This is a genomic window from Streptomyces sp. NPDC058289 (genome assembly GCF_042880975.1).
Lineage (GTDB): Bacteria > Actinomycetota > Actinomycetes > Streptomycetales > Streptomycetaceae > Streptomyces > Streptomyces stoeckheimensis.
In genome coordinates this window covers 14301-28727 of record NZ_JBHVYI010000064.1, presented here as the reverse complement: position 1 = coordinate 28727, position 14427 = coordinate 14301, and the positions used below count along the sequence as shown (strand labels likewise).

Sequence of the window (14427 nt, the reverse complement as noted above, 5' to 3'; positions counted from 1 at the left end):
CTCGGTGTCGTGGCTGCGGAGCGGCCTCGTGGTGTGCGGGGGGTGGTTGTGTCTGTGCGCCCGGGGCTTGGGGGGGGGGGGGGGGGTGGGCCCCCCCCCCCCCCCCCCACTCCCGTATCCGTCAGCCGTCAGCCGTCAGCCGTCAGCCGCAGCAGTCCGGTTCCAGGCCCGACGGCAGCGTCAGCCCTCCGAAGACCGTGCCGGTGGCCTCGTCGCCGCCCAGGGCGGCCACCGCGAGGAGCAGCGAGCCCGCCGTCCAGGTGGTCTGCTCCACGGGCCAGACCGTCCGGTCGTCGAAGACGTACCCGGTCCAGTACATGCCGTTGTCGGCCCGCAGGTGGCCGATCGAGCGCAGGATCTCCAGGGCCCGGTCGGACTCCCCCGTCGCCCACAGCGCGAGCGCCAGTTCGCAGGACTCCCCGCCGGTCACCCACGGGTTCGGCAGCACGCACCGTACGCCGAGGTCCGGGACGACGAACTCCTCCCAGCGCTCCTCGATCCGGGCCTTCGCCTCCGCGCCGGTCAGCGCCCCGCCGAGGACCGGGTAGTACCAGTCCATGGAGTAGCGGGACTTGTCGAGGAACCGCTCCGGGTGCCGGCGTATCGCGTGCCCGAGGGCTCCCGCGGCCAGTTCCCAGTCCGGCTGCGGATCGCCCCGGTACTCGGCGATGGCCAGCGCGCAGCGCAGCGCCTGGTGGATGGAGGAGGACCCGGTGAGCAGGGCGTCCGCGACGCCCTTGCCGGACGGTTCGAGCTTCCAGCCGATCTCGCCGCCCGGCTGCTGGAGCCGCAGGACGAACTCGACGGCCGCGTACACGGCGGGCCACATCCGGTCGAGGAAGGCGTCGTCCCCGGTGGACAGGTGGTGGTGCCAGACGCCGACGGCGAGGTACGCGACGAAGTTGGTCTCCCGGCTCGCGTCCTGCGGCTCGCGGGTGTCGACCCCGTCCTCGCGGTCGGCGTAGGCCGCGTACCAGGAGCCGTCGTCGTTCTGGTGGCGCACCAGCCAGTCGTAGGCCCGCTCGGCGGCCTCGTGCTCGCCGGCCGCGTCGAGGGCCATCGCGGCCTCGGTGTGGTCCCACGGGTCGAGGTGGTGCCCGCGGAACCAGGGGATGGCCCCGTCGGCGCGCTGCGCGGCGAGGATCCCGGCGACGGTGTCGGCGGCCTGATTGGCCGTCAGTACGCCGTCCAGGACCAGGTGTTCGGGTGCGGTGCGACCGGGAGAACTCACTGCGCGGCGCCCACGGCCTCGGCCGCCGCCGCGTCCACGGGGAGGTGCGGCTTGGTGGCGTAGGCGACGAAGCTCTTGCCTATGACCGGGTTCAGGGCCTGCTCCGCGAGCCGGGTGAGCGCGGGCTTCTTCATGATGTCCCAGACCAGGAGCTTGTGGTACGCCTTGACGGGCAGCGCCTTGTCGTTGTCGACGCCGAAGGCGCACTTGAGCCACCAGTACGGCGAGTGCAGGCCGTGCGCGTGGTGGGTGCCGTACGGCTTGAGGCCCGCGGACTCCATCTTGCCGAGCAGCTCCTCCGCCTTGTAGATGCGGATGTGGCCGCCCTCGACCTCGTGGTAGGCGTCGGAGAGCGCCCAGCAGATCTTCTCGGGGCCGTAGCGGGGCACGGTGATGGCGATGCGTCCGCCGGGCTTCAGGACGCGGACCATCTCGGCGAGGACGCCCTTGTCGTCGGGGATGTGCTCCATCACCTCGGAGATGATGACGACGTCGAAGGACTCGTCGGGGAAGGGCAGCGCGAGGGCGTCGCCCTCCATCGCGGTGGCGGTGGCGCCGGCCGGGGCCTCGCCGGCCTCCTTCATCGCGGCGAACCATTTGGCGACCTCGCGGATCTCCTCGCCGTTGCGGTCGAGGGCGACCACCTGGGCGCCGCGCCGGTAGCACTCGAAGGCGTGCCGGCCTGCGCCGCAGCCCAGATCGAGTACGCGGTCGCCTGCGGCGAGCGGGAACCGGGAGAAATCGACGGTCAGCACGGGGTCCTGCCTTCGCTGTCGCGGGGTGGGGAGGGGAACTGCATCGGACGGAAGGTGGAGGTCACCGGGTCGTTGCGGCCGTCGGGGCGGCTGCGGCCGTTGCGGTCGTCGGAACCGCTGCGGCCGTCGGAACCGCTGCGGCCGTTGCCGCCTGCGCGGCCGTCGGGGCCTTCGCGCCCGCCGCCGCCCGCTCGATGGCGGCGCGGTAGTGGACGACGGTGCCCTCGGCGGCCTTGGCCCAGGTGAAGCGGGACAGCACCCGCTCGCGACCGGCGGCGCCGAGCCGGGTGCGCAGTTCGGGGTCGCCCAGCAGCCGGCCCAGCGCGGCGGCCAGTGCGCCCGCGTCGCCGGGCGGCACGGCGAGACAGGACTCGCCGTCGGGTCCGGTGACCTCGGGGATCGCGCCGCCGGTGGTGGCGACCAGCGGGGTGCCGGTGGCCATGGCCTCGGCCGCCGGGAGCGAGAAGCCCTCGTACAGGGAGGGCACGCAGGCGATCTGGGCGCTGCGGACGAGGTCGACGAGCTCGGTGTCGGTGATGCCCTTGACGAAGCGGACGGCGTCCTGGAGCCCGTACGTGTCGATCGCCCGGGCCACCGGGCCCCGTTCGGCGCGCTTGCCGACGACGACGAGGTGGGCGTCGGGCTGTTCGGTACGGAGCTTCGCGAGCGCCTCGACGAGGTGCACGAGCCCCTTGAGCGGGACGTCGGCGCTCGACGTGGTCACGATCCGCCCGGGCACCTCGGCCACGGAGGCGTCGGGCGACCAGAGGTCGGTGTCGGCGCCGATGTGGACGACGTGGATGCGCTCGTCCCGGACGCCGAGGTGCTCGGCGATCTCCTTCTTGGAGGAGCCGGAGACGGTGAGCACGGAGGGCAGCCGCCGGGCGACGCGGCCCTGCATGCGCGTGAACCCGTACCAACGCCGTACGGAGGCCCGCTTCCTGCGGTCCTTGGCGGCGGCCAGGTCCAGCTCGCGGTCGACGGTGATGGGGTGGTGGATGGTGGTGACCAGCGGGGCGCCGAGGTCGGCCAACAGCCCGTAGCCGAGGGTCTGGTTGTCGTGGATGACGTCGAACTCGCCCGCCCGCGCGGCCAGATGCCTGCGTGCCCGCAGCGAGAAGGTCAGCGGCTCGGGGAACCCGCCGGTCCACATGGTGGCGACCTCGACGGCGTCGATCCAGTCGCGGTACTCGTCACGCTTGGGGGTGCGGAACGGGTCGGGGCTGCGGTAGAGGTCCAGGCTGGGCAGTTCGGTGAGGGTGGCGCCGGCGCCGGTGAGGGCGTCGGTGTCGAGCACCGGGTAGGGCTGCGCTCCGATGACCTCGACGGAGTGGCCCAGCTTCACGAGCTCGCGCGCGAGGTGGCGGACGTAGACGCCCTGGCCACCGCAGAACGGGTTCCCCTTATAGGTGAGGAGTGCGATCCGCAACGGGCGGCTGTCGTCGGCGGCGGGACCCGTGAGAGGGCTCGTCACCATGGCCTCTGCGGTCACTCTCGGCCCCCTTCTCCCTGCACTTTCGCCGGAGCGTAACCGCTCGCATAATGTAGAACAAGTTTCAGACTTGATCCGTTGAAGAGCATTGAATCTACCGGCCGGAAACCACACCGTAAGAGGGGTGGCGGGTGATTCGCGCCACGGATCGGGCGCCTGCCATGCTGGGCGCGCGACGGCCCGGGGCAGCTCCCGCGGCCGCCCCGGCACAGACATGAACGCCTTGGAACTGGAACGCCTCGGAACCGGAACGGGACAGATGACAGCGGAAGCGAAGGCCGTGACCCCAGCCGTCACCACACCGGCGTCTCCGCCCCTGACGGAGCGCCAGGAGGCACGGCGCAGGCGGATCCTGCACGCCAGCGCCCAGCTGGCCAGCCGGGGCGGCTTCGACGCGGTGCAGATGCGGGAGGTGGCGGAGTCCTCCAGCGTGGCCCTGGGCACGCTCTACCGGTACTTCCCCTCCAAGGTGCACCTGCTCGTCGCGACCATGCAGGACCAGCTCCAGCACATGCACGGAACGCTGCGCAAGCGCCCGCCGGCCGGGGACGAGCCCGCGGCCCGCGTCGCGGAGACCCTGATGCGCGCCTTCCGCGCGCTCCAGCGGGAGCCGCAGCTGGCGGACGCGATGGTCCGGGCCCTCACCTTCGCGGACCGCAGCGTGAGCCCCGAGGTGGACACGGTCTCCCGGCTGACGACGGCGATCATCCTGGACGCGATGGGCCTGGACGCCCCGCCGACGGCGGAACAGCTGTCGGCGGTCCGCGTCATCGAGCACACCTGGCACTCGGCCCTGATCACCTGGCTGTCGGGCCGCGCCTCGATCGCCCAGGTGAAGATCGACATCGAAACGGTCTGCCGCCTGATCGACCTCACGGCCCCGCCCGCCGACCCCCACCCGGCAGCGACCCCGCCGGGACCGAAATAGTCCTGATTCCGCCGTAGGGGGTGCGCGCGCTCCGGTTATCCGTCGGACTCCGCGAACCGCTCCTCGCGAGCACCGGTTCGGTCATGCGGGAGCGGACCGTCCAGCCGCGGGCCACCAGTCCGTTCACGAGCCTGGTCAGCTGGTCGTCACCCACGGGCTCGACGCTGACGTAGTCGGCGGCGCAGTCGCCCCAGGCCTCGCGCTTCGGATTGCCCTCACCGGCGTCCGGCCCGACCCCCGCCTCAGCGGTTACGACGTCGAAGTCCTCCCGCACCATCGCCTGCGTCGGATCCGGCCCGGCGTACACGGGCACAGGTGTCCCGTTGTTCTCGCTCATGCTCATCCCGACCCTTGCGCAGCCGCTGGGCGAGGTTCGGCCCGGCGGCGGTCGCAGGAGTGTCACACGGTGCCGAATGTAGGGCGGGGGCGGGGCCGCTCCACGGGCTCCGCACCCCGGCCCCGGCTCCCCGGCGGCCCCCTCACTCCTCCGGAGGGAACACCGCCTCGCCGCTGCCCAGCAGTGTGATCGCGATCGCTTCGACCGGGCATCCCTCCGCCGCCGCGAGCACCGGCTCGCTCGCGTCCGTCTCCGCCGCCCGCGGATGCGACTGCCGCGCCGAGTCGAGGGCGAAGCCCTCCGGGGCGTGGTTCACGCACATTCCCGAGCCGATGCAGACTCCGCGGTCCACCTCGACGTGCCAGCGGTCACCCATCACGCACCGGCCGCGGGGGGTACGTACCCTGCCGGGAGGTGGATCATCTTGTGCTCCAGGTACTCGCTCAGCCCCTCCGGGCCGAACTCCCGCCCGACGCCGCTGTTCTTGTAGCCGCCGAACGGCCCGAGCATGTCCAGGCTGAAGGTGTTCACGTTGAAGGTGCCGGTCCGCACCTGCCGCGCGAAGTCGATGCCGTGCTCCACGTCGCCGGTCCAGACGCTGCCGCTGAGCCCGAACTCCGAGTCGTTGGCGACCCGTACGGCCTCCGCCTCGTCCCCGTACGGGATCAGGCAGACGACCGGGCCGAAGATCTCCTCGCGGGCGATCCGCATCGTGTTGTCGACGTCTCCGAAGAGGGTCGGCTCCACGTACCAACCCTGGTCCAGGTCCGAGCCGGCCGGACGTCCGCCGCCGGACAGGACCTTGGCGCCCTCCTCCTGGCCGATCCGGATGTAGTCGAGCGAGCGCTGCTGCTGCCGCCTGGCCACCAGCGGGCCGAGCTGCGTGGCGGGGTCCATCGGGTCACCGACGACGAGCGCCGAGGCCGCGGCGGCGAGCGCTTCGGCGATCTCCTCGTAGCGGCTGCGCGGGGCGAGGACGCGGGTCTGGGCCACGCAGGCCTGGCCGTTGTTCATCCAGGCCGCGGGGACGATGCCGGCGATGGCGGTGTCGAGGTCGGCGTCGGGGAGGATGACGGCCGCGGACTTGCCGCCGAGTTCGAGGGTCACGCGGGTGAGGTTCTTCGAGGCGACCTCCATGACCCGCCGGCCGGCGGGGACGGAGCCGGTGAAGGCGACCTTGTCCACGTCCGGGTGGCCGACGAGGTACTCGCTGACCTCGCGGTCGGCGGGCAGGATCGACAGCACGCCCTCGGGCAGCCCGGCCTCGCGGGCGATGTCGGCGAGGATGTAGGAGTCGAGGACCGCCTCCGGGGACGGCTTGAGGATCACCGTGCAGCCGGTGAGCAGCGCGGGCGCCAGCTTGGCGGCGGCCACGAACTGCGGGACGTTCCACGGGATGACGGCGGCGACCACGCCGACGGCCTCGCGCCGGACGAGGATCGGGCCGAGGACGCCCTGGCGGAACTCCTCGTACGGGTAGTCGCGCGCCACGGTGATCGCGGCGTCGTAGACCATCATCGGGCCGAGGGCCTGGGCGAGGATGCTCCAGGAGTACGGGGACCCGTTCTGGGAGCTGATCGAGCGGGCGATCTCTTCGTGCCGGACGGCTATGGCGTCCTTGATCCTGGTCACCACCGCGATCCGCTCTTCGAGCGTGGTGCGCGGCCAGGGGCCCTCGTCGAAGGCCTTGCGGGCCACGGCGACGGCCCGGTCGACGTCCGCCTTCGAGGCGTGCGGGACGCTGCCGATGACCTGCCCGGTGTGGGGCGAGACGACCTTGATCGTGTCGGAGCCCAGCGGATCCGTCCACTCACCGCCGATGAACAGTTTTCCGTGTTCCACGAGCTCGGTCATGGCTGATGCCTCCTGCGGCTTGGCGTTGCAGAACTGATACCAGTTCTAGTTCTAGGAGTCCACGGCCCTGACCGAACCGCCCTCTCGCCGCTCCGCCCGAGACCCCGAAGATCCAACGACTAGTCAGGAGGCCGCAGAAGTGGTCGACTTGGGCGACTATTGCAACACGTTCTCGTTAGACCTGGTCTCGTTGGTTCGCAGACCTGTTCCCGTTGGTTCGTTAGACCCGTTCCCGTTGGTTCGTTAGACCTGTTCTCGTTAGAGCGGAGCCCCTCATGGCAGAGGACACCCCCGGCGCGGCACCTCACGTCACCGATCACGGCGGCGGCGTGTGGGGCATCAAGGTCCCCATCCCCGACAACCCGCTCGGCCACACCCTCGTCCACGTCCTCGACACCGACCGCGGCCCCGTCCTCATCGACACCGGCTGGGACGACCCCGAGTCCTGGGACACCCTCGTCGCCGGCCTCGGCGCCCTCTCCATCGCCGTCGCCGACGTGCACGGCGTGGTCATCACCCACCACCACCCCGACCACCACGGCCTGTCCGGCCAGGTCCGCGAGGCCTCCGGCGCCTGGATCGCCATGCACGCCGCCGATACCGAGGTCGTCGTACGGACCCGGGCGTCCGAACCCGGCGTCTGGTTCGACTACATGAGCGAGAAGCTGGCCACCGCCGGAGCCCCCGAGGAGCACATCGCCCCGCTGCGCGCCGCCCGCGCGAGCGGCCGCATGCGCACCCTGCCCGGGCTGCAGGCCGCCGTCCCCGACCGGGAGATCGTGCCCGCCGAGCTGCTGCCGCTGGCCGGCCGCCGGCTCCGGGCGATCTGGACCCCCGGGCACACCCCCGGCCACGTCTGCCTGCACCTGGAGGAGAAGCATCCGAAGAACCTGCCCGGCAACGGCCGCCTCTTCTCCGGGGACCACCTGCTGCCCGGAATCTCCCCCCACATCGGCCTCTACGAGGACCCCTCCTCCGAGCGGGTCACCGACCCCCTCGGCGACTACCTCGACTCCCTCGAACGCATCGGCCGCCTCCAGCCCGCCGAGGTTCTCCCGGCCCACCAGTACGCCTTCACCGACGCGCAGGGCCGCGTACGGGAGCTGCTGGACCACCACGAGGAGCGGCTGACCGGGCTGCGCGACCTGCTCGCCGCCGAGCCGCTGACCCCGTGGGCGCTGGCGGAGCGGATGGAGTGGAACCGGCCCTGGGAGCAGATCCCGTACGGCTCCCGCAACATCGCCGTCTCCGAAGCGGAGGCCCACCTGCGACGCCTGGTGAAGCAGGGCCGCGCGGAGGCGGTGCCGGGCAGCGAGCCCGTGACGTACCGCGCCGTGTAAGGGGCTCGGGTGGGCGGCGCCACCCGGCACCGGAGCTACGGGCCGGTAGAGTATGGGCGTCGTCCACACTTCCGTACGGGGGGAAGCCGGTGCGAATCCGGCGCTGACCCGCAACCGTGACCCGCCCCGGCAGCATCGGGGACGGGGAGCCGGATTGCCCCGTACCGGAGGTGCGCGGCTCGTGCCGCCGGGTCCTCCGGCGGCCGGCACCGTCGAGGTAAACGGAGCCGGAGCCCGGTACCAGCCTCCGTCGCTGTGCTGCCTGCCTCCCGGTTCCCCAGCACGAGAGGCACCCGCCCCGCATGAACGTCCGCCGCAGCGCCGCCACGCTCGCCGTCTCCGCCGTGCTCTGCGTGGGCGCGGCCCCCGCGGCCCTCGCCGATGTCGCCACGCCGTCCCCGGCTCCCGTCGTCCCCTCCGGGCTCTTCGGCAAGAACGACCCGACGTACGACGGGGTGTGGCGGCAGTCGTTCGCGCTGCTCGCCCAGCACACGGTGGGCGAGAAGCCCGCCCAGCAGGCCGTGGACTGGCTCGTCGGCCAGCAGTGCGCCGACGGCGGCTTCGCCTCCTTCCGCGCGGACACGGCAGCCGCGTGCGACGCGAAGACGATGCTCGACACGAACGCCACCGCGGTGGCCGTGCAGGCGCTGAAGGCGCTCGGCGGCCAGGACGCGGCGGTGAAGAAGGGCGTGGACTGGCTGAAGTCCGTCCAGAACGCGGACGGCGGCTGGGCCTACGTCCCCGGCTCCCCGAGCGAGGCCAGCTCCACCTCCGTGGTGATCAGCGCGCTGGCGGCGGCGGGCGAGAAGCCGGCCGAGGTCAAGTCCACGGCCGGCAAGTCCGCCTACGAGGGTCTGCTCGCCTTCCAGCTCGGCTGCTCGGCCGAGCCGGCCGCCGACCGCGGTGCCTTCGCCTACCAGCCGACGGCCGACGGCAAGCTCCCCGCCAACGCCGACGCGACGGCCGCCGCCGTACTGGCCGGCCTCGGCAAGGGCGCGCTCGTCTCCCCCTCCTCCTCTCCCACGGACACCCCCGCGGCCGCGCTCGCCTGCCCGGCGACCGCCGGTGACCCGGCGGCGGCGGCCCAGGGCGCGGCCGGATACCTGGCGGAGTCCCTGAAGAAGGACGGGCACCTCACCGCCCTCACCCCGGGCGCCGACCAGCCGACCCCGGACACCGGCAACACCGCGGACGCGGTCATCGCCCTGGCCGCGGCCGGACACAAGCAGTCCGCGGCCGGCGCCCTGGAGTGGCTGAAGACCAACTCCGCCGAGTGGTCCAAGGGCAACCCGGCCGGCCTCGGCACCCTGATCCTGGCCGCGCACGCGACCGGCACCGACCCGAAGTCCTTCGGCGGCACCGACCTGGTGGCAGCGCTGAACGCGACGGGCCCGGCGCCGCAGAGCGCGTCCGCGAAGGCGTCGGAGCAGTCGGCGGAGAAGAAGGACGAGAAGAAGGACAAGGACTCCGGCGGTGGCAACGTCTGGTGGATGATCCTCGCGGGCGCGGCGGCAGGCATGGGCATCGGCATCGTGCTGAGCGGCCGCCGGAAGAAGAACCAGCTCTGATGCGCAGCCCCCGTCCGGTCCGTCCGGCCCTGCCGGCCCTCGTCGTCGGCATCGTCGGCATCGTCCTGACCCTGCTCGCCGCGTCCCCCGCCCTGGCTTCGACCTACCGCTACTGGTCGTTCTGGGACGGGGCGGGGGGCACCTGGGCGTACGCCACCCAGGGCCCCTCCTCGCTGCGTCCGGCGGACGGCTCCGTGCAGGGATTCCACTTCGTGGTGAGCAAGGACGCGGCCGATCAGGCCGCCCCGCCGCGTACGGCTCCCGACTTCGCGGCCATCTGCTCGGCCACCGCCCCGGTGGCGGGCAAGAAGCGGGTCGCGCTGGTCATCGACTTCGGCGCGCCCGCCGCGGCCCAGGCGGGCGAGACCCCGCCGCAGGACGCTCCGCGTACGGCGTGCGCGCAGGTCGGCCCGGACGCCACGACGGCCGAGGCGCTGGCGGAGGTGGCCAAGCCGCTGCGCTACAACAGCGCGGCGCTGCTGTGCGCGGTCTCGGGCTACCCGAAGCAGGGCTGCGGCGAACCCATCGCGGACACGGCCGCCACCCCGGCCCCGGACAAGCCCGCCGACACGTCTGCCGACCCCGCCGGCGGCGGCCCGTCGGCGGGCCTCCTCGCGGGCATCGCAGCGGTGGCGGCCCTGGGTGCAGCCGGTTTCTGGCAGTCCCGCCGCCGCACCCGATGACGGACGGCCCTACGGAGAACGGCGGGGCGGTCGCCGACGGCGGGCAACCCCCCACCGGGGCCACCCGCACCCGCCCGTCCACCCGCACGGGTGGTGCGGGCGGGAACCCGGCCCGGCCGCAGGCCGGGCGCACGCCCCACGGCGCGTCGGGCGACGTCCCCACCCCGACCGGCCCAGTCGCCGACAGGGCAACCGGCACCCCGCGCGTGTCGACGTACAAAAAATGGCGCGCCCCCGAGGCCACGCGTGGCAACGCCCTGCACGCGGGTGCCTGGTGGCTGTGGGCCCTCGGGCTCGCCACCGCCGCCTCGCGCACCACCAACCCCCTCCTCCTCGGCCTGATCGTCGGCGTCGCCGGTTACGTGGTCGCGGCCCGCCGTACGGACGCGCCCTGGGCGCGTTCCTACGGGGCGTTCGTCAAGCTCGGGCTCTTCGTCATCGGCCTGCGCCTCGTCTTCTCCATGCTCCTCGGCTCCCCCATCCCCGGCGCGCACACCCTGTTCGCCCTCCCTGAGGTCCCGCTCCCGGCCTGGGCGCAGGGCATCCGGCTCGGTGGCCGGGTCACCGCCGAGCAGCTCGTCTTCGCCTTCTACGACGGCGCGAAGCTGGCCACGCTCCTCATCTGCGTCGGCGCCGCCAATGCCCTCGCGAACCCGGCGCGGCTGCTGAAGTCGCTGCCCGCGGCCCTGTACGAGGTCGGCGTCGCGGTGGTCGTCGCGATGACCTTCGCGCCGAACATGGTCGCGGACGTGGTCCGCCTCCGTACGGCCCGTCGCCTGCGCGGCCGACCCACGGGCGGGGTCCGGGCCGTCCTCCAGATCGGCCTGCCGGTCCTGGAGGGCGCGCTGGAACGCTCCGTGGCCATCGCCGCCTCGATGGACGCCCGCGGCTACGGCCGCACCGCACACGTTCCCGCCGCCGTCCGCCACACCACCAACGTGCTCACCCTCGGCGGGCTGCTCGGCATCTGCGCGGGTACGTACGGGCTGCTGGCGGCGGAGGGCGCCGAGTACGGCCTCGCGCTCCTCCTCTTCTCCCTCCTCCTGGCCCTGGCCGGGCTGCGTCTCGGCGGTCGCCGGTCGATCCGGACCCGGTACCGGCCGGACCGGTGGGGCGTACGGGCCTGGCTGGTCGCCGGGTCGGGCGCGGCGGTCGCGGCGCTGCTGATCCGGGCCGCGTCCCTGGACCCGGAGGCCCTGCGCCCCGGCGTCGTCCCCCTCGTCGTCCCGACCCTCCCGCTCTGGCCGGCGGCGGCGATCCTCATCGGCCTCCTCCCGGCGCTGGTGGCCCCCCTACCCCCCTCACCGCAGAAGGAGGCACCACGCCCGTGATCGTCTTCGAAGACGTTTCGGTGACGTACGAGGGCGCGACCGCCCCCTCCCTCGCGCACGCCGATTTCACGCTCCCGGAAGGGGAGCTGACCCTCCTCGTCGGCCCCTCCGGCGTCGGCAAATCCACCCTGCTCGGGGCGGTCTCGGGCCTGGTCCCGCACTTCACCGGCGGGACCCTCAAGGGCCGGGTCACGGTCGCCGGCCGCGACACGCGCACGCACAAGCCGCGGGAGCTCGCGGACGTGGTCGGCACGGTCGGCCAGGACCCACTGGCCCATTTCGTGACGGACGTCGTCGAGGACGAGCTCGCCTACGGCATGGAATCCCTGGGCCTGGCGCCCTCCGTCATGCGCCGCCGCGTCGAGGAGACCCTCGACCTCCTCGGCCTCAACGACCTGCGCGACCGCCCCATCGCCACCCTCTCCGGCGGCCAGCAGCAGCGCGTGGCGATCGGTTCGGTCCTGACCCCTCACCCCCGCGTCCTCGTCCTGGACGAGCCGACATCGGCCCTCGACCCCGCGGCGGCGGAGGAGGTCCTGGCCGTCCTGCAACGCCTGGTCCACGACCTGGGCACGACCGTCCTGATGGCGGAGCACCGCCTGGAGCGGGTGGTCCAGTACGCCGACCGGGTCCTGCTCCTCCCTGCCCCGGGCGCACCCCCCGTCCTGGGCACCCCCTCCGACATCATGGCCGTCTCCCCGGTCCACCCCCCGGTGGTGGCCCTGGGCCGCCTGGCGAACTGGTCCCCCCTCCCCCTCTCCATCCGCGACGCCCGCCGCCGCGCCACCCCCCTCCTCACCCGCCTGTCCGCACCCACCCCGACACCGACACCCCGGGAGCCGCAGCCCGAGGCCGGGGCGGAGCCCCAGGCCGGTGCCGGGGCGCAGCCCCAGGCCGGTGCCGGGGCGCAGCCCCCGGCGGGGTCCGGGGCGCAGCCCCGCAAGGGGTCCGGGGCGCAGCCCCGGGGAACGGGCGAAGGGTGGGTAGGGGACGGCCGCCCGCAGGGCCCCCGCTCCGACCCCGCGCACGGCCCCGCACCCCGCCCCGGCCTGCTCGCCCGGCTGCGCCGCGGCCTCCGCACCCCCCGGCCGGCCCCGGCCGACCCCACCGGGACGCCGGGGACGCCGGGGGCCACCCCGGCCACGGTCAAGGCCGTATCCCTCCGCCGCGGCCGCGCAGAAGTCCTCCGCGACATCAACCTCACCGTGGCGAAGGGCGAGACCACCGCCCTGATGGGCCGCAACGGCGCCGGAAAGTCCACCCTCCTCGCCACCCTCATCGGCACGCTGGAGCCCACCGCCGGCCAGGTGACGGTCAGCGGCCGCACCCCCCACCGCACGCCGCCCCCCGAGATGGTGACCCGCGTCGGCCTCGTCCCCCAGGAGCCCCGCGACCTCCTCTACGCCGACACCGTCGCAGCCGAGTGCACCGCCGCCGACCACGACGCCGGCCAGGCGCCCGGCACCTGTCGTGCGCTCGTCGCCGCGCTCCTGCCCGACGTCCCCGACGACACCCACCCGCGCGACCTCTCGGAGGGCCAACGCCTGGCCCTCGCCCTGGCGCTGGTCCTGACCGGCCGCCCGGCCCTGCTGCTCCTCGACGAGCCGACCCGCGGGCTGGACTACGCCGCCAAGGCCCGCCTCGTGGAGATCCTGCGCGGGCTCGCCGCCGACGGCCACGCCATCGTCCTGGCCACCCACGACGTGGAGCTCGCCGCCGAGCTGGCCCACCGCGTGGTGATCCTGGCCGGCGGCGAGATCGTCGCGGACGGCCCGACCGCCGAGGTCGTCGTCTCCTCCCCCGCCTTCGCTCCGCAGGTGGCCAAGATCCTGGCCCCGGGCCACTGGCTCACGGTCTCCCAGGTCGAGGCGGCCCTCTCCGCCCGGGGCGCCTCATGAGCACCCCCCGTTCCCGCCCCCTCCGCATCGGCCCCCGCGCCGCCGCCGCCCTGGTCCTCGTCACCCTCATCGGCATCGCCGCCTTCGGCTGGCCGCTCCTCGCCGACCGCCAGTCCGGCTTCGCCCACTCCCAGGACGCCCCCTGGCTCTTCGCAGCCCTGCTGCCCCTCCTCGTCGGCGTGGTCGTCGCGACCATCGCCGACGACGGCATGGACGCCAAGGCCGTCGCCATGCTCGGCGTACTGGCCGCGGTCGGGGCCGCCCTGCGCCCGCTCGGCGCCGGTACGGCCGGTCTGGAGCCCATGTTCTTCCTGATGGTGCTGAGCGGCCGGGTCCTCGGCCCGGGCTTCGGCTTCGTCCTGGGCGCGGTCACGATGTTCGCGTCGGCCCTGCTCACGGGTGGTGTCGGGCCGTGGATGCCGTTCCAGATGCTGACCATGGGCTGGTTCTCGCTGGGGGCCGGACTGCTTCCGGGTTCGGACCGGATCCGGGGGCGGGCCGAGCTGGCGATGCTCGCGCTGTACGGGTTCCTCGGCTCGTTCGCGTACGGCACGGTCATGAACCTGCAGGGCTGGGTGATCCTGCAGGGCATGGGCCAGGGCATTTCCTTCCACCCCGGGGACCCGGTCGCGGCGAACCTCGCGCGCTTCCTCTCGTACTGCCTGGCGACCTCGGTGGGCTGGGACCTGGGCCGGGCCGCGCTGACCGTCGTACTGACCCTCACGCTCGGCGCGACCCTGCTGAAGGCGTTGCGTCGGGCCACTCGCAAAGCGGCGTTCGACGCCCCCGTGGCCTTCGATCCAGGGGCCGGATCGACCCGCCCGCCTTCCGCCGAAAGGGACACAATCCACCACGGAGGGTGAGATTCGGGGCTCCCGGCGGTGACCCGCCCCACAGGACCTTGGTCACATACCAAGCGGGATAGTAGTCCTCAAACGGCCCTTACCCACCCCCTCAGACCGGCCCCCACCTGCACCGATACCCGCCCGGTCGGAGGGGGGTCGTTGCGC

13 protein-coding genes and 1 riboswitch are annotated in these 14427 nt (G+C 73.5%); of the genes, 7 read left to right on the top strand and 6 right to left on the bottom strand.

What is annotated here, in order from left to right; translation table 11 throughout:
- Positions 1 to 142: 142 nt before the first annotated feature.
- The 3 genes from ACFVX6_RS28235 to ACFVX6_RS28225 form a co-directional block, all read right to left on the bottom strand.
- Positions 143 to 1231, bottom strand: coding sequence for a prenyltransferase (locus tag ACFVX6_RS28235; RefSeq protein ID WP_389696097.1), 1089 nt, complete (start codon positions 1229 to 1231; stop codon positions 143 to 145).
- Positions 1228 to 1986: a class I SAM-dependent methyltransferase gene (locus tag ACFVX6_RS28230; RefSeq protein WP_266909223.1), complete on the bottom strand. Its 759-nt coding sequence runs from the start codon at positions 1984 to 1986 to the stop codon at positions 1228 to 1230. The genes ACFVX6_RS28235 and ACFVX6_RS28230 overlap by 4 nt, the downstream gene beginning before the upstream one ends.
- A 61-nt stretch (positions 1987 to 2047) precedes the next feature.
- The gene (locus tag ACFVX6_RS28225) at positions 2048 to 3478 is read right to left on the bottom strand and encodes a glycosyltransferase family 4 protein (RefSeq protein ID WP_389696095.1); all 1431 of its coding nucleotides are present in this window, start codon (positions 3476 to 3478) and stop codon (positions 2048 to 2050) included.
- A gap of 259 nt (positions 3479 to 3737) precedes the next feature.
- Here ACFVX6_RS28225 and ACFVX6_RS28220 point away from each other — a divergent pair, with 259 nt between their 5' ends.
- On the top strand, positions 3738 to 4406 hold the full coding sequence (locus ACFVX6_RS28220; protein ID WP_389696093.1) for a TetR family transcriptional regulator: 669 nt from the start codon (positions 3738 to 3740) through the stop codon (positions 4404 to 4406).
- Here ACFVX6_RS28220 and ACFVX6_RS28215 read toward each other — a convergent pair.
- The 3 genes from ACFVX6_RS28215 to ACFVX6_RS28205 all read right to left on the bottom strand — a co-directional run bounded on the left by ACFVX6_RS28215 (position 4351) and on the right by ACFVX6_RS28205 (position 6597).
- Positions 4351 to 4743, bottom strand: a complete 393-nt coding sequence (locus ACFVX6_RS28215; protein WP_389696091.1) for a hypothetical protein — start codon at positions 4741 to 4743, stop codon at positions 4351 to 4353. The two genes, ACFVX6_RS28220 and ACFVX6_RS28215, sit on opposite strands and share 56 nt — an antisense overlap.
- Positions 4744 to 4885: 142 nt before the next feature.
- A complete protein-coding gene (locus ACFVX6_RS28210) occupies positions 4886 to 5119 on the bottom strand; it encodes a ferredoxin (RefSeq protein ID WP_266877329.1) in 234 nt (77 codons plus the stop codon).
- The gene (locus ACFVX6_RS28205) at positions 5119 to 6597 is read right to left on the bottom strand and encodes an aldehyde dehydrogenase (protein WP_389696089.1); all 1479 of its coding nucleotides are present in this window, start codon (positions 6595 to 6597) and stop codon (positions 5119 to 5121) included. The genes ACFVX6_RS28210 and ACFVX6_RS28205 overlap by 1 nt, the downstream gene beginning before the upstream one ends.
- 275 nt (positions 6598 to 6872) lie before the next feature.
- Here ACFVX6_RS28205 and ACFVX6_RS28200 point away from each other — a divergent pair, with 275 nt between their 5' ends.
- The 6 genes from ACFVX6_RS28200 to ACFVX6_RS28175 all read left to right on the top strand — a co-directional run bounded on the left by ACFVX6_RS28200 (position 6873) and on the right by ACFVX6_RS28175 (position 14280).
- Positions 6873 to 7937, top strand: a complete 1065-nt coding sequence (locus tag ACFVX6_RS28200; RefSeq protein WP_389696087.1) for an MBL fold metallo-hydrolase — start codon at positions 6873 to 6875, stop codon at positions 7935 to 7937.
- 79 nt (positions 7938 to 8016) lie between these two features.
- A riboswitch (cobalamin riboswitch) is annotated at positions 8017 to 8097 on the top strand.
- A gap of 142 nt (positions 8098 to 8239) precedes the next feature.
- Positions 8240 to 9505, top strand: a complete 1266-nt coding sequence (locus ACFVX6_RS28195) for a prenyltransferase/squalene oxidase repeat-containing protein (RefSeq protein WP_389696085.1) — start codon at positions 8240 to 8242, stop codon at positions 9503 to 9505.
- A complete protein-coding gene (locus ACFVX6_RS28190) occupies positions 9505 to 10188 on the top strand; it encodes an SCO2322 family protein (RefSeq protein ID WP_389696083.1) in 684 nt (227 codons plus the stop codon). The genes ACFVX6_RS28195 and ACFVX6_RS28190 overlap by 1 nt, the downstream gene beginning before the upstream one ends.
- A complete protein-coding gene (locus ACFVX6_RS28185; RefSeq protein ID WP_389696081.1) occupies positions 10185 to 11519 on the top strand; it encodes an energy-coupling factor transporter transmembrane component T in 1335 nt (444 codons plus the stop codon). Before ACFVX6_RS28190 ends, ACFVX6_RS28185 begins: the two co-directional genes overlap by 4 nt.
- A complete protein-coding gene (locus ACFVX6_RS28180; RefSeq protein WP_389696079.1) occupies positions 11516 to 13417 on the top strand; it encodes an ATP-binding cassette domain-containing protein in 1902 nt (633 codons plus the stop codon). Before ACFVX6_RS28185 ends, ACFVX6_RS28180 begins: the two co-directional genes overlap by 4 nt.
- On the top strand, positions 13414 to 14280 hold the full coding sequence (locus ACFVX6_RS28175; RefSeq protein ID WP_389696077.1) for an ECF transporter S component: 867 nt from the start codon (positions 13414 to 13416) through the stop codon (positions 14278 to 14280). The genes ACFVX6_RS28180 and ACFVX6_RS28175 overlap by 4 nt, the downstream gene beginning before the upstream one ends.
- Positions 14281 to 14427 lie beyond the last annotated feature (147 nt).

What these genes read in the sequence shown, in the direction of transcription:
- ACFVX6_RS28185 (WP_389696081.1), top strand. Translation starts at nt 10,185, where the DNA reads ATGACGGACGGCCCTACGGAGAACGGCGGGGCGGTCGCCGACGGCGGG.
- ACFVX6_RS28195 (WP_389696085.1), top strand. Translation starts at nt 8,240, where the DNA reads ATGAACGTCCGCCGCAGCGCCGCCACGCTCGCCGTCTCCGCCGTGCTC.
- ACFVX6_RS28220 (WP_389696093.1), top strand. Translation starts at nt 3,738, where the DNA reads ATGACAGCGGAAGCGAAGGCCGTGACCCCAGCCGTCACCACACCGGCG.
- ACFVX6_RS28190 (WP_389696083.1), top strand. Translation starts at nt 9,505, where the DNA reads ATGCGCAGCCCCCGTCCGGTCCGTCCGGCCCTGCCGGCCCTCGTCGTC.
- ACFVX6_RS28210 (WP_266877329.1), bottom strand. Translation starts at nt 5,119, where the DNA reads ATGGGTGACCGCTGGCACGTCGAGGTGGACCGCGGAGTCTGCATCGGC.
- ACFVX6_RS28200 (WP_389696087.1), top strand. Translation starts at nt 6,873, where the DNA reads ATGGCAGAGGACACCCCCGGCGCGGCACCTCACGTCACCGATCACGGC.
- ACFVX6_RS28215 (WP_389696091.1), bottom strand. Translation starts at nt 4,743, where the DNA reads ATGAGCGAGAACAACGGGACACCTGTGCCCGTGTACGCCGGGCCGGAT.
- ACFVX6_RS28205 (WP_389696089.1), bottom strand. Translation starts at nt 6,597, where the DNA reads ATGACCGAGCTCGTGGAACACGGAAAACTGTTCATCGGCGGTGAGTGG.
- ACFVX6_RS28175 (WP_389696077.1), top strand. Translation starts at nt 13,414, where the DNA reads ATGAGCACCCCCCGTTCCCGCCCCCTCCGCATCGGCCCCCGCGCCGCC.